The organism is Paenibacillus sp. GCM10027630, assembly GCF_042676305.1.
Classification (GTDB): Bacteria; Bacillota; Bacilli; order Paenibacillales; family NBRC-103111; genus Paenibacillus_S.
The window spans coordinates 1-23,598 of sequence record NZ_JBHTGY010000010.1 but is presented as its reverse complement, the minus strand read 5'-3'; the positions used below and the strand labels follow the sequence as shown (position 1 = coordinate 23,598).

At 45.4% G+C, this 23,598-nt stretch carries 14 protein-coding genes; 1 reads left to right on the top strand and 13 read right to left on the bottom strand.

The genetic code is table 11. The annotated features are described in order from the left end of the window. Positions 1-8 precede the first annotated feature (8 nt). A complete protein-coding gene (locus ACFQ0C_RS05185; RefSeq protein ID WP_379364605.1) occupies positions 9-881 on the bottom strand; it encodes a helix-turn-helix transcriptional regulator in 873 nt (290 codons plus the stop codon). A 384-nt stretch (positions 882-1,265) separates the two neighbouring features. Between ACFQ0C_RS05185 and ACFQ0C_RS05180 the strand changes: the two genes are divergently transcribed. After that, the gene (locus ACFQ0C_RS05180) at positions 1,266-3,062 is read left to right on the top strand and encodes a CBM96 family carbohydrate-binding protein (protein ID WP_379364603.1); all 1,797 of its coding nucleotides are present in this window, start codon (positions 1,266-1,268) and stop codon (positions 3,060-3,062) included. Between the two features lie 231 nt (positions 3,063-3,293). Here ACFQ0C_RS05180 and ACFQ0C_RS05175 read toward each other — a convergent pair whose 3' ends face one another. The 12 genes from ACFQ0C_RS05175 to ACFQ0C_RS05120 form a co-directional block, all read right to left on the bottom strand. Next, on the bottom strand, positions 3,294-4,889 hold the full coding sequence (locus ACFQ0C_RS05175; protein WP_379364601.1) for an extracellular solute-binding protein: 1,596 nt from the start codon (positions 4,887-4,889) through the stop codon (positions 3,294-3,296). Positions 4,890-4,971: 82 nt separating this feature from the next. Then, positions 4,972-5,850 carry a carbohydrate ABC transporter permease gene (locus ACFQ0C_RS05170; protein WP_379364599.1) on the bottom strand — a complete coding sequence of 293 codons (879 nt, stop codon included), beginning with the start codon at positions 5,848-5,850 and terminating at the stop codon, positions 4,972-4,974. A gap of 15 nt (positions 5,851-5,865) precedes the next feature. Then, entirely contained in the window at positions 5,866-6,789 is a 924-nt protein-coding gene (locus tag ACFQ0C_RS05165; RefSeq protein WP_379364973.1) for an ABC transporter permease, read from the bottom strand. A gap of 314 nt (positions 6,790-7,103) precedes the next feature. After that, the gene (locus ACFQ0C_RS05160; RefSeq protein WP_379364597.1) at positions 7,104-9,464 is read right to left on the bottom strand and encodes a helix-turn-helix domain-containing protein; all 2,361 of its coding nucleotides are present in this window, start codon (positions 9,462-9,464) and stop codon (positions 7,104-7,106) included. A gap of 57 nt (positions 9,465-9,521) precedes the next feature. Continuing rightward, positions 9,522-11,153: a glycoside hydrolase family 43 protein gene (locus tag ACFQ0C_RS05155; protein ID WP_379364595.1), complete on the bottom strand. Its 1,632-nt coding sequence runs from the start codon at positions 11,151-11,153 to the stop codon at positions 9,522-9,524. A 100-nt stretch (positions 11,154-11,253) separates the two neighbouring features. Beyond that, a complete protein-coding gene (locus ACFQ0C_RS05150; protein WP_379364593.1) occupies positions 11,254-12,042 on the bottom strand; it encodes a nucleotidyltransferase domain-containing protein in 789 nt (262 codons plus the stop codon). Between the two features lie 108 nt (positions 12,043-12,150). Beyond that, on the bottom strand, positions 12,151-13,704 hold the full coding sequence (locus tag ACFQ0C_RS05145; protein WP_379364591.1) for a type 2 periplasmic-binding domain-containing protein: 1,554 nt from the start codon (positions 13,702-13,704) through the stop codon (positions 12,151-12,153). A 199-nt stretch (positions 13,705-13,903) separates the two neighbouring features. Next, positions 13,904-16,255 (bottom strand): helix-turn-helix domain-containing protein, encoded by a 2,352-nt coding sequence (locus ACFQ0C_RS05140; RefSeq protein ID WP_379364589.1) that lies wholly within the window; start codon positions 16,253-16,255, stop codon positions 13,904-13,906. 72 nt (positions 16,256-16,327) lie between these two features. Continuing rightward, positions 16,328-17,197, bottom strand: coding sequence for a carbohydrate ABC transporter permease (locus ACFQ0C_RS05135; protein WP_379364587.1), 870 nt, complete (start codon positions 17,195-17,197; stop codon positions 16,328-16,330). A gap of 12 nt (positions 17,198-17,209) precedes the next feature. After that, entirely contained in the window at positions 17,210-18,166 is a 957-nt protein-coding gene (locus ACFQ0C_RS05130; RefSeq protein ID WP_379364585.1) for an ABC transporter permease, read from the bottom strand. Between the two features lie 22 nt (positions 18,167-18,188). Next, positions 18,189-21,512, bottom strand: coding sequence for a glycosyl hydrolase (locus tag ACFQ0C_RS05125; protein WP_379364582.1), 3,324 nt, complete (start codon positions 21,510-21,512; stop codon positions 18,189-18,191). Between the two features lie 405 nt (positions 21,513-21,917). Then, positions 21,918-23,598 (bottom strand): cadherin-like beta sandwich domain-containing protein (locus ACFQ0C_RS05120; protein WP_379364580.1); only part of this gene is annotated, 1,681 nt, incomplete at its 5' end.

Genomic DNA, 23,598 nt, shown 5'->3' with positions numbered 1-23,598 from the left:
CCTTCTCCTCACAGCTTCGTTTCACCCAATACCTCGGTTCGATACCTCTTGGGGGTTACCCCCAAGGCTCCTTTAAATACTCTGCAGAAATAAGATGCATTCTGGAATCCAGCCTCGCTTGCAATCACGCTTACGCTTTTGGACGTAGTCTCCAGCAGAAGGCATGCCTCCCTCAGTCTGCGGGAGCTTATAAACTTCGTCAAGCTGCTGCCGGTCTTTTCGCTGAATGTATGGGATAAATAAAAGGTAGACAAGTGAAGCTCCTCCGACAGCTTTTCCAGCATAAATTTATCTCTAAAATTCGCGTCCACCCACTCTATAATAAGCTTGATCGTTAAGGAGGATTTCGGCTCGAGAGCTGATTTCTTCATGGGGGCCAGCTTTTTCTCGTAATGGCGAAGATGCTGCAGAATGGAAATAACGAACAAAAGAAACTCCTCATTCCATTTGGCAGTGGAGACATTTTTCAACCTTTGATTCAACATTTCATACAGAATTAGGAACTCATTGTGGGCGGGTGACAAATACAAAACCGGGTGAGATAGCGCGGATTTCCATAGGATGGTAAAAAACTTGTGAAGGGATGGAAAGGCAACGAGTACCGAATCCACCGGAAAAGGATCGAACATAAACACGGTCCGAATAAAAAGCTGACTAACCTCCAGACGATGCAGCTGAAAGGGCTGGAACAGCAGAAGCGTTCCCGGCACGATCGGAAACTTGTAACCATGGATGTAGGCAGTGCCTTCGCCTTCATACACGTACAGAAACTCCATGCTTTGGTGGGCATGAAAGACCTCCCAGCTGTGTTGATTGCTAGTTTTGAGATAGTTTAGGTGAAAAGGCTCCTTAATTAAGTTCACGTTCGTGCTAAGCTTCATGCGATCCCTCCAAAAAGGTGAAATCCAGAATGAAAGCGTTTTTATATATTATAGCAAAAAAACAACAATAAAATATCATTTTCAAGCAATGAATTGAAATATGCAGCGCTTACATTTTGATATGCTTGATGTATGGTGATTCCTCTATTCCCATATTATGTTAATAGAAAGAAAGGCGGTGAAGCCCTACCTGCATCCTGCTTCAGCCATGCTGAACTTGAAAGAAACCAATATTTAAAGGAGGACTTAGAATGTTTGATTTTAGTAAATGGCTGGAAGCTCCACGCTCAACACTAGTAAGAATGCGTCCAACAAGCCACAGCTGGTCGTTACGAATTAATCGGTTAATCCCGTCAGGAAGTCCATTATTAAGGAGCTGAAGCCATGAATAGGTCTATCCAATTAACTGGTTGGCTAATGAGTATTCTTTTATTCGTATCCATACTGAATGTGGGTGTAGTATTTGGCGCCACCTCCACATTAAATCCTACCGATGATTCCTATGTGTATCAAAGCAATGCAACTACAAACTTCGGTACTGATACTTCGATGTTCGTAAAAAGCTCAAGCGGAACAGATCGGCTCGCGTTTCTTAAATTCAGTTTGAGCGGTCTTTCGGGTGTAACCAGCGCGAAGCTCCGATTATTTGCCAAAGCATCTGCAGCATCGACCTTAACTGCTTCTCAAACGACAGACAGCTGGACACAAGGCGCAATCACATGGAACACCAAGCCGGCAACAGGCAGCGCTATCAACAGCGCACCCCTAACAGCAGCCTTCCAATATGTTGAAATTGATGTAACGGCCTACGTTCAAGCCCAAGCGAGCGGCGACGGTATTGCTTCCTTCGTTTTATCGGAAACCGCCGGAAAGTATACTGAAATCTATAGCAATGAGAATGCCTCCAATAAACCGCAGCTGGTTGTTGTCTCCGGTACGGGAGGTGGAGATACAACAGCACCGACAGTACCAACTAATCTGGGAGCTTCGGCAGCTTCAAGCAGCCAAATCAATTTGAGCTGGACTGCTTCTACAGACAATGTTGGAGTAACAGGATATGATGTATACCGCGGAGGCAGCTTCTTGAAATCGGTAACAGCAGCTTCCACTAGCGATACCGGTTTGAGTGCGTCCACCACTTACAGCTATTATGTGAAAGCCAAAGATGCGGCAGGCAACCAATCTGCAGCGAGCAACACCGCGAGCGCAACCACACAATCTGGCGGTACGACCGGATGTACGGACGCTTTGAGCTCTGCTTCGGCCATTCAGGATGCGATGAAAAATGCAATCGCTGGAACGATAATTAAGATAGCACCTGGAACTTATTCAGGTGTCCGGGCTACAAGCGGCGACCCTAAGGTGGATGGAAGCGGTGTTCCAACTGGAGTCTTCTATTCCGGCGCAAGCGGCACTTCCAGCAATCACATCGTGATTAAAGGCTGTGATCCTGCCAATCCTCCGGTATTGCAAGGTCCCGCTACAAATGACGGGTCTTACGGCATTCATTTAACCGGAGATTACTGGGAAATTCGCGACATTAAAGTTACAAGAGCACAGAAGGGCATTATGATAGACAACGGGAATAACAACTTGATCTACAAAGCGGAAATCTACAATATCGGTGACGAAGGCGTTCATTTCCGCGATGGAAGCTCCTACAATACACTGGATAGCTCCAACATTCATGATACTGGAAAATATCAAGCCGGTTACGGCGAAGGTGCTTACGTAGGATCAGATGAGAGCGCTGCTTATGAGCATACGGTGGTAGGCAACGTAATTCGTTATACAACTTTCGGGCCCGGTATTACAGCTGAGCACATCGATATTAAAGAAGGTGCAGACGGAACGCTGGTGGAATATTGCTCCTTCAACGGGACGGGAATAAGCGGTGCTAACTCGGCGGACAGCTTTATTGATGTGAAAGGCGTTAACTCCAAAATTTACAATAATACCGGCAGCCGTAACGGCAACAGCAATGTGGTCGATGCATTCCAGAATCGCACCCATGGTTCAAGCTACCCAACCGGTACCAACAATGACTTTAGAGACAATAACGTCAATCTGGACGGAGTCGGATATATCGTTAATGCCGTAGGCGGCTCGGCTAAAGTTAAAGGCAACACGAGATCAGATGGTTCTTCTAACTTGTACAAGGGCAACTATACCGTATACTAGTCTATTCAAAAGGTTCTTAGCTCTAAAAAACGAGCACGTTCGGCAGAAATTCCCTTTTCAAACAATTAATGTAAGATGCGAGGCGGTTTGACTCTTACCCCAATTGAACTTTGATCAATTAGTTGTGCCTAGCTTGGCTAGGAGCGCTAAGTACAACAAGGCTATCTCATTTGCGGCTGTAGCAGCCGCATATAAGATAGCCTTTTGTGTTGATGCAGTGCATCATTCTTATTATCTTTTTAAATATCTGTCGTAAGAAGCTTGTTGAATTTTCAATACAGCATCTATGTTCATTTTATCAATTTGCTTCACATAATCGTCGAACTTGCTAAGCGGCTCAGAGCCCATAATGAACTTGTTGATCATTTCGTCCTTATAAGTTGAAATCTCCGTAAATTTGGAGTTCAAAACATCACGCTCCGGCTGCTTGAACGAAAGAGTAACCGGATATTTATCTTTAATAAACGGTGTGACGGAATCGCGGATTTTGGCTAATTTAGGCGGAACCATCGCGTTTTCGTAGCGGATGTCCCAAGCGTAAGCAAACTCGCGGTGTCCCAACTCATACATTTTGATTAATGGGGAGTTGTTCTTGTCTTTCATGACAAGGTCCGTATATTTGGGCTCGTTATTTTCCATCGTATACGTTTCGCCAAGCTTGCCGAAGTTCATTGCAAGCTGCCCTTCCGGACTGTAGAACCAATCATGCACTTTAGCAAGCTCCACCTTAAATTTCGATTTCGAGCTGATGCCAAAGCCGTTCTTGATCAGGGTCTGCTGGCTTTTGGTGTAGGGAGCAATGCCCGTTGGCCCCTGCGGTGGTGTTAATCCGGTCATATTCACCTTAGGATTGGCTTTAGCAACCAGCTTCTCGAGATAATCAACGCGCGGGAACGAGTCGAAGGTGGCGCCGGATACTTCATTCGTAAATCTCGATTCCCATATCTTTTGATCATTCGTTATATATTCTTTATCAATCAGACCTTCGCTATAAAGCTTGGCTGTAAAAGCAAGTGCATCCTTTAACCTTGGATCGGTATAGGTGTATTTAACCTGACCGTTCTCCACATAAAAGTCCTCTTCGAACGAAACGCCAAACGGCTCGACAAACGGCAATAATCCTTTGATTTTGTTTCGTGTGGTGAACGGAATTTCATCGTTTTTGCCGTTGCCGTTCGGATCCTTTTCTTTAAAAGCTTTTAACACCTGATAAATCTCTTCAGTTGTCTTCGGCTCCTTCAAGCCGAGCTTCTCCAACCAGTCCTGACGGTAAATTTGCAGGTTAATCGTTTTGACAGCTGAAATTTGCGGGAAAAAGTAAATGTTTCCATCATCCGATTTGATATCTTTCAAGATGGCAGGATTTTGCTCTACTATTTTTTTGAAATTAGGCATGTATTGGTCGATCAGCTTGTTCAACGGTTCAAATACTCCGTTCTCCCCGCCTTTATTCAGTAAATCCGGCGTAGCTTCCATAAGATCCGGCAGACTTCCGCCCGCGAGCGTCAAATTAAACTTTTCAATGTAATCGTTAGTGTCGGTGGGTGCCTTCAGCCATTTGAAATTAACATTTGTTTTTTCAGAAATTGGCTTCATCCAAAGCAATTCATTGGACTCAACCGATTCGGGCCTCGGCCTCATAAAGACGCTGACCTCGATCTGCTTATCCAGTACCTTGCCATCGGCACTCACTTGCTTGTTCCCCTGTTCACCGGCCTTTGCCTCAGGAGTTCCTGCAGCCTGCTCTTTCCCGCCTGATTGGCACCCGGTTAAGGCAACCGATACTATTATTGCTCCTGTCATACCTTTCATCCATTGTGATTTCACCGTGTTGACGCCTCCTTTTTTATTTGGTTTATTCAATCAAGGGATTGTTTTCCCTGGATTTCCCTGGAATTTCACGAAGCTCTTAGCCTTTAATAGACCCCATCATCGACCCTTGGACGAAATATTTCTGAATGAAGGGGTAAACCATGAGAATCGGCAGCGTTGCTACGACCAGAGTCGCATACTTGATCGATTCGCTTATCAGGTTTTTGTCGTCAAACACATCCACCATAACTTGATCGGTCTGGTTCTGTATGACGATAGCCCGCAGCAATATTTGCACCGGAAACAAATTCTCATCATTCAAATAAATCATCGCCGGGAAAAAGCTGTTCCATTGATTAACGGCATAAAATAACCCAATCGTCACCAAAGACGGAACTGACAGCGGCAAAATAATTTTGATTAAGGTTTGAACCATGGAACAGCCGTCAATTTTGGCGGCATCTTCCACCTCCAGAGGAATTTGCTCAAAAAAGGTCCTTTGGATAAATACATAAAAGGAAGTAATAGCCGCTGGAATGACGATAGCCCATATCGAATCTCTCATGCCGAGGGCATTAACTACGAGAAAGGTAGGTATCAGTCCTCCACCAAATAGCATCGGAAGCAGCACAATACCGGTCATGAGCTTACGTCCGGGCAAATCCCTTCTCGACAATGGATAAGCTGCAAATACGGTTAATACCAAGCTTATTGCTGTACCAAGCGCTGTATAGATCACGGTATTCAAATATGACCGTCCAAGCATAGGAAACTCAAGCACCCTTCTGTAGGCTTCCAATTGGAAGCCCATCGGGATGATCCCGACTCTCCCTTGCTGGATAAAGAGCTGGTCGCTCAATGAGGCGGACACGACATACAGAAACGGGTACAACGTCATGACCATGACTAAGCCCAAAACTATTGTGTTGATAACTGCGAACGCCAGTCCTCCTAGCGTCATGCGCTGGAAAGCCATGTACTTTACCTCCTTCTACCAAAGACTCGTTTCCGAGTATTTTCTGGCTAGTTTATTGGCTATTATGATCAGAACGAGCCCCATTACCGATTGAAACAGTCCGACAGCGGAAGCAAAGCTGTAATTAGCATCCAATATTCCTCTGCGGTATACATAAGTTCCTATTACATCTGCAGTTAGATAGGTGTTCGGATTGTACAAGAGCACTATCAGTTCATAGCCGACCTCAAGCATGTCGCCGATTTTCAGCAACAGCAGGATAATAATAGTAGGGGCGATACCGGGAAGTGTAATGTGCCAGGTTTGCTTCCACCGGTTTGCGCCGTCAACTCTGGCCGCTTCGTACAGTTCCGTATTAATGCCGGTTAAAGTGGCAAAATACAGAATCGCCGACCATCCGATTGTTTTCCACAGATCCAGGAAGGTGTAAATCCCCCAGAAATAGTTCGGGTCGAGCAAGAAATTCGTGCGTTCCATCCCGAACTTCACTAAAACATTGTTAATTAACCCAATGCTCGGGGAAAGAAAGGTTACGGCCATACTTGCCACAATAACGGTCGATACGAAGTGGGGCAAATAGCTCACAGTCTGAACCGTACGTTTAATAACCGTATTGCGGACTTCATTTAATAAGAGTGCAAAGATGATCGGTGCTGGAAATACAAAAACCAGATTCAACAAATTAATCATCAGTGTGTTCCGGAGCAATCTGCCAAAATAAACCGAATTGAAGAAATCGATAAAATGCTTGAACCCGGCCCATTCACTCGCAAGAATTCCCTTGTAAATATTGTAATCCGTCAAAGAAATGACAACGGCCATAATCACAGGAACATATCTGAAAATAAGATAATAAAGCAGCGGAAGTAAAAACATAAGATAGTACGGCATTGCTTTTTTCAAAGCATTCCGTCTGCTTGTTGATTTCTGAACCCCCATGACGGTCGATGGCTTTGCGGCTAACACAGTATCCTTAGACAATGGATCTGACTCTCCTTTCATGTTTTGGTAGTGCGTCGATAACCCGCCTTCTTAATGTATCCGTTTACATCTGTTTCGTATATCGAGCATTCTTTTGAAGTATCATCTTTTTTCGAGTTTTGCGAGCTTGAATTCTTTGGATGGATCGGCTTTTCTTTCGATAAGGCTTGTCCAACACAAAAAACCGCCCGGCAGGCGCCACCAGACGGAGGTTTCACATACACCACATGAATAATTATTCACGAGGATCTCTAATCGTCGAACAGACTCCTCTAGCTGTCTTCTTTCATTTGCATTTGCCTGAATTGTCCCGGTGTGATCCCTTCATGCCGTTTGAATACACGAATAAACGTATTGGAATTGGTGAATCCAACCTTATCCGAAATTTCGACCACCGTTTCATTCGTTTGCCGCAGCATGAGTTTCGCTTGCTCTACCCGTCTTGTATTAATATAATCAACGAAATTCATTCCCGTTATTTCTTTAAAAATACTGCTCAAATAGGAAGGCGACAGGCCGATGTTTTCACCCAAAATAGTAAGTGATAAGTCAATATGGTAATTATTTTCCACATACTCTTTGATTTGGTTAAACAGTTTGGTGTGCTGTCCTTGCTGTTTTTGTTGAATCCATTCACTGATGTTCCGGAATATCCTTTCAATGAACTGCTTCTTATCCTGCAAGCGGGAATGGAGGTTTACTTCTTTGTACAGGTCGAATGAATCCCCGAATATTTCCTCAGCAGTGGACTGGACTTCATAAATGGTCCGAATAGCAGTGCCTACAAGAGCTTGGAACAAGTTGGTAATAATTTCCGGCGTGAAATCGCCTTCTTTCAAATTTTCGCCCCATAATGCTAATAAGTGATGTTGCAAAGCTGTCATATTTCCAGTTTTTACACAATTGATAATATGCTTCTCTGTTTCAATCGAGTAAATCAAAGAGCGCTCGGACATTTTGCCAACTTCGTCAACAAAGATAACGCTGCCTTCTCCCTTGACAATCTTATACTGTAATGCCGATAATGCTTCAACATAAGATAATGGCACTTCCTCTGCCGATCTATAAATGTTACCTATGCCCACTGTAAATGTCCGGGAATGCTCCCGCTCGAAATAGGACGTAACTTTTTGGATAAAATCATAAATTATTTCAGGCTTCGGACTGTGGTGACTCAAGTTCAATAAGGTTATAACTTTGTCATTTCGCTTGCGTATTGATTTCACAACCACATGAGCGTTGTCCGCTTCAGCAACCATCCCGTCAATGATTTCCAAAATATCATGGTAACGCGGGCTTATCTTATCCTCCAAAGAAAAATCGACGGTTTCAAACACAATAATTTGGAACGAATCGTAGTTGAATTCCATTTGGATTTCTTCAGTAAGCTCTTGCATGTTAGCTGACGAGACTCTGCCCTCAATGAGATCATAGAGAAACTTTTGCCGAAGAGCAGGAAGATTTTTTTCAAAAGAATCCCTTAAGCTTTGGTTCTCGTAATAAACATAATTAATAATGCGATCGATAAATCCCAGTTCATCTTCTTTCAAATGATCTTGTCCGTCCGAATGCTTGCGCCCAAGTAAGCTGATATAGCCTACAATTTTATTGATCGGACGGTAAATCCGGTTCGTTAAAAAATAGGACATAATCAACCCGCCCGCGAGACAAATCATCGCTACCACAAACGTGAATTCCCGGATTTTGCTTGCTTTTTCCGTGATAAAGGCCGTTGGAACTACGCTAATATACTTCCAGTTGTTTACATTGGATGAAGTGAACACAATTTGGTAGGATCTACCGTCTATCATTTCTTTCAAATACCCCTCTTGAGCTTCTATCCTCTTCACTTTCTCAGTAATAGTCTCTTTGACGGAGTTGATGAGCTCATCTTGGTCGCTGCGTACTTTGCTGTTAAAAAGCACCTCTCCCTTGGCGTCCACTGTATAAATGAAGGCTGGGTAAGGATCGATGACCCTTTGAACCATGTTGGAGAAATCATCGGTTTTTATATTAAGATATAAAACTCCCATCGGTTTTACTTCGCTTAGCGGAACCGTCCGCGCAAATGTAACGGCAGATGAGCTTACACCGTACGAAGATGTATTAAATCTGCCAATTGGAGTAAATCCGTAATGACTTTGACTACTATCATGCCAATTGGCTTTTGGCTCCGTCTTGTAAATATTTTGATAATAGTAATCGTTGTTGTACTTGGATTCATGATTCACAACGATAGGATACCGGTAGAACTGGATCCAAATATCGGAAATAAGAGTGTTGGATAGTTGTACGCTTTTTAGATACTTTATAATATCGAGAAACAGCAATTGATCGAGATCCCACGTTGTTTCCGACAAATAAAGAGCTCTGCGGACTTGGGATTGCAAAGATATCTGAAAGGATAAATTGTCCATAGATGTTAGTGTCTTATCGATATTATCCCTTGCCTGCTCGATATATTTATTATTCGATTTCACGACTTCTTCAACGAGCAGGGAAGAGGATTGGGTATACGAAACATAACCGAATGTAAGAATGGCGACCAGAATGAAGATGTTAAACAGAAACAACATTTTCACAAAAATACTTTTTTGTTTATACACCTTCAAGCTTTGCGGAATTAATTTCATAGTGTATCCCCCACTTACCTGCTTTTCCCGGAATGTACAGTCTTGATGGCACCCGACTTAATCGGTCTGTCCCCGGTATGTAAATTGCTTGAATAACGCTTTGCCTTGCGGCTGGTACATGACCCCAAGAGCAAACAGACCAACCCGTGGCGCCGTATAGCACTTGTACCTCGCAAAATTTTCCGGATACAGGAAGTCCGCCTGCACCGTGAGGTCAATCGGCTCATACTTGACGCCATCTGTCGAGAAGGTAAACGTAAACCTCCTGTTGATGGCATCCAGGCTTGTCTTTAGCCAGATGTCCGTCCCAACCGTCACCTCGAGCTTTTGCTGGTACAGCTGGTTGCGGAAGCACTTCTCCGAGCGATCTATTTGCAAATATAGTCCGTCATGCTCCTGCTTCTCATGCAGCCTGCTGACATCGAGCTTTTGTCCGGCCGTTTGCCCTATTCCGTTACGGATGCTGACCAGCAGCATTCCATCCATGTCTCTGTACAGCAGCAATCCGGCTTCTTCGCCTAACGTTTGCGGTTCGAAGGAGAGGCGTACCTCCGCTTCGAAGGCGAAATGCTCCCAGCGGCGTGTCAACAGAAGCGTCTCCCCTGGAACGTACAGCGAGTAAGGCACGCAGTCCACTTCCAGCCCTTCCCCGATGAGCCTGAAGCTGTCCTGCAGCGGATGCCGCACCCATTCCCAGACCGGGGAGAGCTGCGGCTCGGTGAACCGATCCGTTTCACCTAAGGCGTTGACGGCTTCCACGGCGTATGAGTGCTGGCCAGGCAACCGCTCCATTCCTGCGGGAAGCTCGATCCACTCCGCCGGTTCACCACTGTCGCCTACCTCCAGCCAGCCGTCATCTGTCCAGTGGACCGGCTCGAGGAAGGTTTCACGGCCCAGCGGCGTACTGCCGTTCGGCGTCAGTGGGCGGCCGCCCAAGTGGAGCATCCACCAGTTTCCATGCGGATCATCCACCAGCTTGCCGTGCCCGGCTTTTTGCAGCGGTTTGTTCGGATCCCGCTGAGTTAAAACCGGATTTAACGGGCACGGTTCATAAGGCCCCCACACCGAACGGCTGCGGGCTATCGTTTCTTTATGTCCGAAGGCCGTGCCACCCTCCGCCAACAGCAAGTAATACCAGCCGCTGTGCTTCAAAATATGAGGCGCCTCAGGCGTGCTCCCCCCAGTGCCAGACCACACCTGTTTCGGCTCACCTACCAGTCGGGAGCCGTCACCGGCAAGTTCTTGTAGCCAACCTCCGCCAAAAGCGAGGTAGCGCCTGCCGTCGTCATCGTTGAAGATCGATGGATCAATGAAATGATGATTCAGCACAATGCCATCACTGTATGGACCTTCCGGACGGTCAGCAACATATAACACATTCGTACAACGAGGCTGACCATGAAAATATGGCACAACCACCCAAAACTTCCCATCATAATAAGAAATATCGGGAGCGAATACGCCATGCGAGTCGGGTACTCCGGTCAGGTCAAGCTGGCTGCGGCGGGTAATGACGTGACCGATCGGCTGCCAGTGGACCAAATCGTATGAATGGTGTATCATCACACCAGGAAAGTACTGAAACGTAGAAGTGACGACGTAGTAATCAGAGCCAACCCGAACCACAGAAGGGTCAGGATGGTCTCCCGGAAGTACAGGATTAGGGAAACGATTTATAGGGTTAGACATTCTTATCACCTTTCATCTCTTTGTGAACACGCGTACATTTTGTGGATGAACTAACTATTCGACTTTAAATGAGTAAATCCTCCCGTACGGCCGTTTAAAATTATCTGTCCTGCAGCGGCGGCTCCGTCTCCAACCAATTCCATTCATTGTTCGTCACAAAGATACTGACAGCTTGATGACGGGATACACCCCAATCCTGATACCCGCTTATAAGCTCAACAAAAGCAGTGATGCGTTCCAAAGTCGGCTGCTGTAAAAGTTCATTAGCTAACGCAACGAAATTATCCGGCTTATCAGCAGCCTTCTCCACCACTCGCATGAAGGATTTGTGGCACGGAAACAGCACTCTGTTATAGGCAAGAATCATCCTTCCGGCGAACAAAACAATATTACTGACCGAATGGCTCAATAAATAAGGGTTGTTTTGTTCGATCGCTTTTTTGGCAAAATAATTTCCATACAAGGACACCTGCGCATAAAAGTCAGTCATGTTCTTCTCACGATTGGACTCGGGATATACAGGGATTTGTTGAAGTAGTGCATCCAGCCCCTCTATTCTGGAAAAAGCCGCATAAGACCCGAGAAAGGAAGCTCTAGTCGGTTCGCTTCCACGTATAACCGCCTTTTCCAAGAAGCTGTATGGAATAACCTTGCCATCGATATAACCTCCAGAGTAGTCGCATACTTCTTTATTAAAGTAGAACAAATCATTTCGAGCCTCTCTTTCAGCAAACTCCTCGTCCGTAACGACAAGATATACATCAATATCTGAATCCTCCCTCTCGATTCCTTTGGCGATAGAGCCTGCGATTATAAGCGCGAGAACCTTCGGGTCTTTTTGTAAAACCTCGACTAAGTTGGCAATCGATCTGCTGTGATGCTCTCTCATTCAGTTCAGCTCCTTTATAAGATTTCCCCTCCATTAAAGTAAAGCAGCATCCTTCAACCAGATTGCGCTGAAAGATGCTGCTCTATGATGCTAGGAGTTTAGTGCTGCTTACTTCCCCGTCCGCTTTTTATAAGCATCGGTCATCTCTTGGCTCATTTTGACTACATTCGGATCTGTTTTCATCTTATTGATATAGTCATCCCATGCCGAAATCGGTGCAGCGCCAAGCAATATTTTGGTTTTCAAATTTGTCAGGTTTTTCATAAACTCCGGTAAAAACTGCTGCATTGTCGGCGAATACAGACCGGTACTGATATCCGCTACACTGTTCTTCGCCCGATCATCCTGAACTTTTTTGAACAGCTCATTCGCTTCCTTAGTGAAGAAGAGCTTGGTTGAGCTTGCATAAGGATCGGCAACATATACGATTTGGTTGAAATCCGGGCCGTTATGCTCGCCAAGCTTGGCTGAATCCACAACCTTCACACCGTCTTTAACAGTATGATCGATACCTTCCATTCCATAAGTTTGGATATCGAACACTTCTTCATTCATCCAAGTATCAACCAGCTTCAAAATACGTTTCATTTTTGCTTCAGGAACGCTTTTTGGGATAGCCAAAGTACCCGCGAAGCCCGGTCCCTTCGGATTATAATTATTCACGGACGTAAGCGGATAGAAGTCGGTTTCCTTAAATGTAGGAGTTACTTTCTTCACATCTGCATAGTAATCATGCAACGTCCCTGCCTTATTCACTATCATTCCTGCTTTACCCGCCTTGAACAACTCTTTAAGCTGAGTCAGCTTCATCGACGCAAAGTCCTCGGGAATCAGCTTCTCTGAGACAAGCTTAGTCATGTATTCAATCGCTTGTCTTTGCTCTGGTAAAAATGCGGTAAACACCATTTTGCCATCCATGAATTTCCAGTTTCCATAAGCGCCAGTAAATGAATTCTCAATCTGAGCAAGCGCACCCATAGGTGCAATCGTATCGTTAGGGTCAACGTTAGCTGCAAAAGGAATGGTATCCTTCTTGCCATTTTTATCCGGATCGTTTTCTGCAAACGCCTTCAATACCTGATACAATTCATCGGTGGTTGTTGGAGGCTTCATGCCGACTGCGTCCAGCCAATCCTTCCTTAGAATAAAGAAAGTGTCAGCTTCCGATGGTCGCGGACGTGGGATAGAGTAGTTCTTTCCATCCTCCATTTTTGTCAAATCCCATGCTGTTTTGGAGATCTTGCTGGATAGGTTCGGGTAGTCCTTCACGTAATTCGTAATATCCCAGAAAGCACCCTGCTGCACCATCGAACGGAATACGGAAGAGAACGGATCATTAATATAGATTAAATCCGCAATATCACCCGAAGCAAGGGTTACATTCAATTTGTCCTGATAGCTGTTCGCAGACACCCATTGAATATTCATCTTCGAGTTGGTTGCTTTTTCGATCGCCTTTTTAATTGGATTGTCATCAGCGGCAGGAGTTGTAGAATATAAGACGGTCATAATGCTAAGATTAAGCGGCCCCTCCGCTTTACCATCCTGTGCTCCTGTTCCTCCGTTTGACGCCTGATCCGAGCCTCCACCACATGCCGATAATAAACCGCCTAACATCAAGACCGACGCCAAGCTGAACGCGATCTTCTTTTTCTTTATCATCCTGTGACTCCTCCTTGTAATGTCTAAAATTGAATGCCTTTCTTAGTTGCAACTTAACCGTATGCTAATTCGCATCTTCAGACAATCGCACTTTCTTGCAAACACCCAATTGGAGCGATTGGACTTTATTGCACAACCAGTAGTAATTGAAGCAACACTGTCGAGAGCGTAAAAAAGCCCATTTACAGCGAATTTCCGCTTAATGCTCCCGGATCATTTCTCTATAATGACTTGGAGTTACACCCTCGTATTTTTTGAAAATGCGATTGAAATAGCTCTGCTGGTAACCTACCCTTTCGGCAACCTCCGTAATTTTGAGCTCGCTCTCCCGAAGCAGCTGTTTGGCCGTAGCAAGACGAATATTAGTCAAATAGTCTATAAAGTTAATTCCTGATATTTGTTTAAAAGCCCGGCTCAGCGTATAAGGGCTCGTCCCGAAATATTCAGCGCAAGAATCTAGTGATAAATCAGTCATATACCGTTCATTCAAATAGAGAATAACCTGCTCCACCATTTGCTTCAAATGAAAGTCTTGCTTGCTGATCAACTCTTGGACGAAGGTGCCCACGACTTTATGCTTGAACCATTTGAGCATTTCATCCGGTCCGTTCTGCATACTTAAATGGTCGAATAAATTAGCTCCCTCGAACATATGAACCGGGTTCATCCCCGACTGCACCATCGCGTTCAACACACTGCCGAGCAGCTGAAGCATCCCCTGTCGGGCGATCATTTCGGTGGAGCCTTCCTGCGATATTTCCGCTAAAAATTGCTCAATTAATGCGGCAGCCTCATCTTCAGAGCCCATCCGGATCGAATGAATGATTTCTTTCTCCAATGTAAACGGATAGCTGAATTTCCGCTGCGAATCGGATTTGTTAAGCTTATCCAAATCAATAATCTGGCTGACATCCAGCATCTCCCGATAGCTGAGCGCATGACGCGCCTCTTCGAACATATAAGGAATCTGCTTGATTTGCATCGTCTGTTTGCTAATTGAAGCTGTGATCTGTACCTTCAGCGTTCGATGAATGACCTGAATGAGCTCCTGACAATAATCATGAAGCTCGGTACGCAGCCGTTTCGGAGATTCGTCTGTTGGCAGCAGCAGCCAAACACCTATCGTCAAATCGTGAAAGTTCACAATCTCGCACTCCAGCCCCTGATTTTGTGAAAGCTCCCCGACTATATTGGCTACTGCGAAGGTAACGAGCTCCTCATCTCCCGAAGAAAAGCGGCCTTCCAATTCGGTAAGCCCTCTGATTTGCAGCATTATAGCAACAAAGGATTTGTCATCCGTATCTTTTCCAAAATGAAGCAGACGCTCGCGAATGTCATGTTCGGAATAGGAAAATAAGTAGCCCTGGACAAGCTGAAGCATGTACCCCTCCCTCACTAGCGGCATTTGCTGGTTAAGGATATTACGGAGCGACTGGCTTTCGCTGGCAAGCGTTAACCAATGGTTTTCGATTAAATCAAACTCATCTTTATTTCTAGGACGGGACGGGCTTTCTTTATCCCCTGACAACAACTCAAGCAGCCGCTTGATCGGCGTATATAAACGGTAAGTCCCCAACCAGGAGAACAAGAAGGCTAATATGAGCCCGCCCAAGCTTATGATTATGATGAATTGGGATATAAACCGCACGGGAGACGTAATCGCATTAAGCGGTGCCGCCGACAAATAAGTCCACGTGTTGCCAAGACGCGTGAATGAGCCTGAGGAGACCGAATAGGTTGTTTTATTATGGGTAAAAAGAAAAGAGCTTTCTTTTCCCTCACGCTTCTGGTACTCGATTCTCAAAGCTTCATCCAACTCAGAAGGTCTGCTGTTTCCAGTCACAACCCAATTGCCCGCCATCATAATGGAGGCACCTTCATCGTATGGGGTAAGTGTTCTCAGCATCTTGCTTAATTTACTCTCATCAAGGGAGGCAATTAGCACTCCGAACGGCTCCAAGCTCCCGCCAGGGAACTTGGTCACGAGCATCAGCTTCGATTTGCTGTCGTTTTCTGTTCCAACGCTTGGAATGCCATTCGTCCAAAAGATTGTTTTTTTCTGCTTCAAGTAAGAATTATAGGTTTCGATTTCTTCCTTGTTTTCTAAATAGACATACTTCTCCTTGTTCATCATGAGGGGCCTTGGTTTATTCAAAAAAAACTCGGCCTTTTCAATAAGCGGATGCGACCCCTCTATCACGATCATCGTACGGTATAACTCCTGCACCTGCTCAAATTTATATACAAAATCAATATCCTTCAGCTTTTGGTCAAACTTAGGATCAAAGGACCAATGGGAAAAAGTTAGCTCCAAGAATGCAAGCTGATCATCGACATTTTCAGCACGCTGCTTGATTTGGTTTTGGTGCAGCCTTTGCAGCTCGCTTTCGATATTTCCGGTAGTAAGCCAATAGATGCCTACTCCTGTTATTAATCCAGGAATACAAGCAATCAATACAATCATCATCAAGATTTTTTGATAAAAGCTGCGCTTATAGCCTTGACCCCTAATTCCTGCTTTCAGCCAATTCAATTTCGGATTTTGAGACATACGGGCACCTTTCTAAAAACATTGTTGTACCTGTTATCTTCAACGGTGGTGCGGTGAACTCCTTTAATGAGATTATCCTTTAACCGATCCGACCATGCCTCCCTTGGCAAAATGCTTTTGCAGAAACGGATAAACGAGCAGAATCGGTACGGTTGCCACAATAACTGCGGCCATTTGCAGCGTGGTTGAAGGTGGAGCCTGTGAAGCGGTGCTGGAAACCATCAAATCGCTGTTGTTGGCACTCAGCAGCATATTTTGCAGCAGCACTTGAATCGGCCATTTGGACGCATCGTTCAAATAGAGCAGCGCCGTGAAATACTGATTCCAATAGCCCACCGCGTAAAAAAGTCCGAATGCGGCAATAGAAGGCAATGACAAAGGCAGAATGATACGAAACCAGGTTGAAAGATCGCTGCTCCCGTCAATTGCTGCCGATTCCTCCAACTCCACTGGAATGCTGTCAAAAAAGCTTTTCATCAGAATCACGTTCCAACCGCTTGCCAAAGCCGGAATAATCAGGGACCATAAGCTGTTGATTAAGCTCAACTGCCGGACAACCATATAATTCGGAATAATTCCGGGACTGAATAAAATAGTCAGTGTGATCAGAAACATAAACAACCGACGGCCTCTCAGACGCTTCCGGGACAATGCATAAGCCAGTCCTGCGGTAACTACAAGACTGCAAGCCGTACCTACGGTTGCTAGAAAGCCGCTGTTGCCAAGAGAGCGCATGAACGCTTTGGAGGACAGCATGTAGTTGTACGAAGCCATCGACCAATCGTGCGGAAACAGCACAAACGGCTTTTGCAGAAACTCAGACGGCTCTGTAAATGAAACGACAATTACATAATATAGCGGGAAAAAGGCCACGGCTGCAATAATGGCAAGCAAGATAAGATTCGTGACATTGATCATACGGTCTCCGATATTTTCCTTCATTCCATTACCCCCTTAGAATACGCCTTCTTCGCCGAATTTTTTTGCTACCTTGTTAGACAGTACAACCAATGCCAGGCCTACAACCGATTTAAACAGCCCCACAGCCGTACTATAGCTGAATTGCGCTTGCTGTATACCGACCCGATACACATACGTATCGAACACTTCGGCAACCTGGGAAACCGCTCCATTATACATCAGAAATATTTGTTCGAAGCCGACATCCATAATATGACCCAGACGCAGGATTAACAAGATGACAATAACACTGCGAATGGCAGGCACCGTGATGTGCCACATTTGGCGGAACCTTCCCGCTCCATCCATTCTGGCTGCTTCATACAGTTGAGGATCAATGCCGGCCATAGCTGCCAAGAATACGATGGTGCCCCATCCTGCTTCCTTCCATGCCGATTGCACTGTCACCATGATCCAAAACAGCTTCGGACTGGTCAGGAACCCAATGCGCTCCATGCCGAAGGCTTCTATCACTTTATTGACAACGCCCTCTCCTTTTGCAAATAACAGAAACGTCAGACCTGCAATAATAACCCATGATAAAAAATGCGGCAGGTAAATAACCGACTGGATCAGCCGCTTATAAATGGCATTCTTCACCTCGTTAAGCATCAAGGAGAGAAGAATCGGCATCGGGAAAAAGAAAACCAGATTCAACAGGCTGATTCCCATTGTGTTCCGAAACAGAAGTATGAAGTCCGGGTTGGAAAAAAACCTTTGAAAGTGCATAAATCCAACCCATTTACTGTTCCATATTCCCGCGATGGGCGAATAATTTTGGAAAGCAATAACAACTTCTGCCATCGGTACATATTTGAAAATCAGGAAAAACAACAAACCGGGCAGCGCAAGCAAATATAAATATTTATCCCGTTTGAAATCCTTCCATAATCTCGTTTGTGCAGATGGTCCAGCAATCCGTGCTACCTTTTCTGTGTGTATTTGATTCATAGAGCCAACTCCTTATTCAATTTCAGCGCGGAGGCGAGCCTGTGGACGAGCTTTTGGGCAAGCTTGCCACTGATTCGAGCGAATGCGTCTTATAGTTAAAATATTTACCTTCCAGCAATCCGATTAAAGTACCGGTTACACGAAGCTCTATCTCATTACCAGTGAGACTCAATATCGAAGAAGGGCAGCTCCATGTATACGGTGACCACGGCCGAACCCCAAGGCTCTGCCCATTGACAAACAATTCAACCGTATCATGCTGTTCCCAGCTGCCGATATTAAGCTCAACCTCAGTCCCGGAAGGTACTTCACTGAATTCCAATTTCCGCTTATAAGCAAGCGTGCCGGCATAATACGGATATCCAGGGCAATAGGCTTCTGGCAATACGGATATCTCTGACGGTGCAGCGAGCATTAAAGGGCTTCCGTTTTGATCAAAGCCAACTCCGAACGGCCCTCTAATATATAGAGCATCGACAATACCATCCCAGTCATGCTGTACCTGCAGGTTCACAACAATCTCATTGAACCCCTGCTGCAAATAAGCTAGAATATCACATTCAATATTTTGATGATCGTATATTTCATGATGTGTAAATTGCGTCCTTGTCATGGAATGGCCATTAATTAACAGAGTCCAGTTACCGGAAATCGCCGATTCGTCCATAAAAAGCTGGCATGCCTGCGGCATTTGTTCCACTTGAAATACTGCACTGTAAGAACATGCGATTGGATATGCCATACTCAGCTTGAGCGGCGTACCAAACATGGACCCGAAAGCGATGGGAAATTCCCTTTCCTTCGCCAAATCATCGCATTGATCGATAAAGGTTTTGGCTTGCACCACATAGCCAGGCAACGAATTGCTATCGCTCTCAGTACCCATTGTTAAGCGAAATGTATCGAATCGAATTTCATTGTCGGCAAAAGCTTCTACCTCCCATGGCCCTTCCAGTGGAATTAATAGCTTGGTTGGTTCAGCAGATGTAAGCAACTGGTTATTCGAAGCTGTAGGCTGCCTATTTGCTGCTTCAGTCCATTCTACTAAACGCGATTCAAATGGCTCGAACGACAATGAAAGCTTCCACTCCCCATCATGAAGCTCAGCGGCAATCGGATGCGATTTGCCCGTTTCCAAATCGAGCAGCCTGAATTCGAAGTCCGCGGCAGTCTCCACTGTTCCTGTATCAAGCCATCCCAGTTGATTCATATCAATGAGCAATTCTGTTGCTTGGAAGCTTCCCTCCTGATTAGTGATGAACGCGGCTCCGCTGTGCTTGGACAACTCACGGACCTGCATAAGAAACGGCTGATCCTTTCCTTGCGTAGTCAGGCGAACGGCTGCTGGAGAGACATGATCCAACAATGCGAGAAGTGATTGCATCGTCTGAGTGAACGGTTGATTGCCCGCGCATGATATGAAGAAGGCATTATGCTCCCCTTTCGTCCACGATTCCTGATTCGAAAGCTGCGCTGCCTCTGTGCGGCCCCAGTATTTCTCTTGCGGTGACCCAGAAACCCCGAACAATGCTGCGGCTTCCTGCTCTGTAGGACTTTCATCCTCAATCTGATCATGCGGAAGAAGGCCCAGCGCTATAACGATTCCGCCATTATTTGCGAATGCTTGGATCTTATGCCAAGCTCCCGCCTCCAGATTCGTGACAGGTGGAATAATTAATACTTCATAGTTAGCATAGCCCAAACTAATGGTCCCATCTGACACATCCGCATCCGCTAAGAGCTCTGGATCTAGATGGTCAAAATCTCTGCGATTCAGCAGCAATTGCACGCCCAACGCACGCCAGTCCTGCCTCAGCCGCTCCAGCCGCTCTTTATCCACACCCTCCGCACCAATATTAAAGCTTTGAAATGGGTTCCCCATATGTGCCCACAGCGTTGTAGTCGGATCAAGCACAGCGATTCTTATATCTGCTTTCCCTTGGCTCATGAACCAGCTAATTCGGCCGGTATAATCTCCGAGCTGACGAAAATGCTCCCAATAAGGATTTTGTAAAAATTGTGATGGCGGCGCATCATGCTGCGCCAAACCATCCACTGTATAAAAAAATGCATGGAAATTATAAAAGTTAGTCCCTAACGCAGCCATATTATCAATCATCCATTTAGCATCCTGAAGTGTCATCGACCAGCCTACGCTGTGAAAGCACTCTATTAAGTTGCGCTCACGTCCCAGCTGCCGCGCCAGGGAGCTAACCATTTTCGGACCATTTCGAAATTTCCCGGTGTATTTATTTAGAATCCATTCCAATGACCTCCCAAGCTTCTCATGCGCTGAATCTCCTCCAGGCATATGGCTGTGCAGCTGCGTAGTCATCCTTACGGACGGAACCTCTGTAACATACTGCAGCCCATAGCGTTCACACCAATCAAAGACTTGCTTATGGTAACTCTCCCTTAGAAGCAGATGGATGGACTGATAATATTCATAGCGAAATTTGGCTGCATCCGGACTGTCGGGATAGACGAGAGCCTCCAGACTATCCTTCATATCGAGACCGGTCCGCTCCTTGAAATAATCAGGCAGCTGCTTCGACCATGGCGTCTCACCCAACAATCCGATTTCATCGGTAAACATCCCTTTAATCGTCTTGCCAAAATACTCTCCTACATAATAGGCATACTTGTCATGGGTCATACGGATGAATGTTTCCATAGCTTCATGGTTACACGGATCAACAAAGGTTCCATAGTACTTAAAATCTTCAATCTCCTCTTCAAGGAATATAATGACCTCCCACTCGCCCGGCGGGACATCCCACATCATTGTGTAAATGGTTCGATACGTAAAAAAGCGCTTCTGGTTATAAGCAGTAAGACCGGATTTCTGGAAAATCGGGTCCGCCTGATAATTCCCGATCGTATGGCGCACGTCAATTGCCTGATCCCAAAGCTTCTTACCCGATGCTGATACCGGTACTGCCTTGGCACTTAATATCCGTGCCCAAGGAAGCTCCAACGTAAGCTTCGTTCCCCCTGACACTCGTTCCGTCCTATGAACTAACGAATAGTGTTTGGCCTCCGGATGCTCCAACACGACTTCTCCTCCGGCAATGCCGCTAGGATACGGGTACTCATCATACAGCCAAACCTCCAGCTCATGCTGCTTGGCGATTTCGACTGCCGTACGAACTTTCTCAAACCAGGCTTCCGATAAATAAGGTATTTTCAAACCTTGGCGCGGGCAAATAAAAAATCCTCCCACTCCTTTATGTGCCATCTCTTCGATTTGCCTTTTCATTTGCTCGTCTTCCATTTCACCATTCCAAAACCAGAATGGTTGGAGCCGGAATGCTGCTGAAGGATCTTCAAATTGTTGCCAATTCATAGTGCTGCCTCCTCGATATAACGACTGTTTATGACCTCACCTTAACCAATTGTTCATCAAGCGGCAATCGCACTTTTTTGATAGCGGAAAAATGGGGTTTGGACTTTTTTGCACGGATTAAACATTGTTGCAGAGCGTGGAAATAGTGAAGCTCCATAAGCATTTTCATTGGGAATTAGGCTTCCAAGTTGCAAGCTTCAATAAGCGTTGATAAATTTTCTGAATAATCAGATAATTTATCATGTCATTAATTACAGTCGATTTAATAAACACAAATGTACAAAGAGACCCTGCTGAGACTATCCCCTAAAACAGACGATCAAGCTTGATCTATGTCTGTCCTATAGGATTCATCCTCGTTGCAGGGCCATAAAAGGGATTTTTATTTTCTAGCTAAACCAATGATTAGTGTCTAACTCGGTCAATTTGCTGCAGCAGCAACATCACATCTTTTGAGTCGAACTTGCCATCGCCTGTTAAATCATACTTATTGTTGTTTATCCACTTCAATATTTCATTAATACCAATACCGTCATGCTCTGCATCCAACGCAGCTAGTTCACGTCGGATTTGCATAGATAGAATTACGCTGTTAGTCACCTGTACACTGGTTTTTGAGCTATCAGTGTTGTTCAAGTACTTAACAGCTCCATCTGCAATCTCAAGAGAAATAGATTCACCGTAACGGATTTCCCGTTCGAGCTTAAGAACGACTGTTCTTCCTAATCTATCAGAGTAATCATACACAGCCTGACTGACACTGACCGTTTGATTGTTAATATTAACTTTGAATTTTTCTAGGTTAATCCCTGCTGGGCGGATTGCATCACTAAAAGTAACACGAATTTCGTTTCCGTTTCCGCTCCCGATAATGGCCGCTCTTAGAACCTTAATTGTATACGTCTCTGTTTTGGACCTGTCTTGCGCCGTAACCTCGATTGTAATAAGAGTTTCTGAGTCTAGGGACAGCCTTACCGGTATGCCACCGCTTAAGGAAGCACCGTATGTAGCTCCGCTCACAGTTATGCTGCTATAAGCATCATTCGGAGTCGCATAAACATATACCTGATACACACTGTCCGTCACGCTCGCTTGATAATTCACTTGAGTTGGACTAAACATTGGCGATATTGAGATAAATGATGAAACATTATCGCTTGATAGCCTCAAATCGCTTAATTCCGCGTTGCTGCTGCTTGCTCGTGTTACATTGATCGTGTATGTTTGGCTCGTTGTATTGTTTATCGTCGATGTGACTTTCAATAAGATCTCATTCTGCCCTGCATGAATTGGAATCGAATCACCTGATGCATACGACTTTCCATTCAAGGTTATTTCAAGTCTTGAAGTACTATCATCGTATGTCGTAGCGGTTACGGTCGTAGATTCTACCAAGTTACCAACATTTGCATTATAATTGAAAGTTTCTGGCCTAAACGCCGAACTTAACGCGATCGTACCTGATGATAGAGTTAATGCTATTAACTCAGGACGATGATAAACGCTATTTACACCCGTATCGATATTGTTGGAAACATTAAGCTCCCCACCCCCAGATACCTCTACTTTGTTTGTCAAAGTAGCTGGGGCATCCGATGCAACGTCTACCGTCAATGTAATTGCCGGATAGCTCTGATCTGCCGCCAACGCATCGCTGCGTGTACAAGTTAAGGTGCCCGCATTACACGTCCAGCCCATTCCGTCCATCGCCGTGGCTATTAAGCCCATCGGCAGTATATCCGTTACGGTCACAGCACCGCTCGTCGTTCCCGCTCCCTTATTGTTGGTAACCGTGATCGTGTACGTGGCTCCCTTCTGCACTTGTACAAAGGCGCCGCTTTGGCTTTGGGCTACAATCAAGTCCGCAGCCAGCGCCACCGTTGTCAGATCGCTTGCCGTGTTATTGCCGGTGTTCGTATCATTACCACCAGCCACCGTTACACTGCTGGTTAGCGAAGCTGCAGCAGTTGCCGCGACATTCACCGTCAACGTGATCGCATCGTAGCTTTGACCTGCTGCCAGCGCATCGCTGCGCGTACATGTCAGCGTGTCTGTATCACACGTCCAGCCTGTACCGCTCATTGCC

Coding starts and splice junctions, on each gene's coding strand:
- ACFQ0C_RS05140 (WP_379364589.1), bottom strand. CDS start 16,255: ATGTCTCAAAATCCGAAATTGAATTGGCTGAAAGCAGGAATTAGGGGT.
- ACFQ0C_RS05185 (WP_379364605.1), bottom strand. CDS start 881: ATGAAGCTTAGCACGAACGTGAACTTAATTAAGGAGCCTTTTCACCTA.
- ACFQ0C_RS05125 (WP_379364582.1), bottom strand. CDS start 21,512: ATGAATTGGCAACAATTTGAAGATCCTTCAGCAGCATTCCGGCTCCAA.
- ACFQ0C_RS05150 (WP_379364593.1), bottom strand. CDS start 12,042: ATGAGAGAGCATCACAGCAGATCGATTGCCAACTTAGTCGAGGTTTTA.
- ACFQ0C_RS05160 (WP_379364597.1), bottom strand. CDS start 9,464: ATGAAATTAATTCCGCAAAGCTTGAAGGTGTATAAACAAAAAAGTATT.
- ACFQ0C_RS05155 (WP_379364595.1), bottom strand. CDS start 11,153: ATGTCTAACCCTATAAATCGTTTCCCTAATCCTGTACTTCCGGGAGAC.
- ACFQ0C_RS05180 (WP_379364603.1), top strand. CDS start 1,266: ATGAATAGGTCTATCCAATTAACTGGTTGGCTAATGAGTATTCTTTTA.
- ACFQ0C_RS05130 (WP_379364585.1), bottom strand. CDS start 18,166: ATGAATCAAATACACACAGAAAAGGTAGCACGGATTGCTGGACCATCT.
- ACFQ0C_RS05145 (WP_379364591.1), bottom strand. CDS start 13,704: ATGATAAAGAAAAAGAAGATCGCGTTCAGCTTGGCGTCGGTCTTGATG.
- ACFQ0C_RS05170 (WP_379364599.1), bottom strand. CDS start 5,850: ATGGCTTTCCAGCGCATGACGCTAGGAGGACTGGCGTTCGCAGTTATC.
- ACFQ0C_RS05135 (WP_379364587.1), bottom strand. CDS start 17,197: ATGAAGGAAAATATCGGAGACCGTATGATCAATGTCACGAATCTTATC.
- ACFQ0C_RS05165 (WP_379364973.1), bottom strand. CDS start 6,789: ATGGGGGTTCAGAAATCAACAAGCAGACGGAATGCTTTGAAAAAAGCA.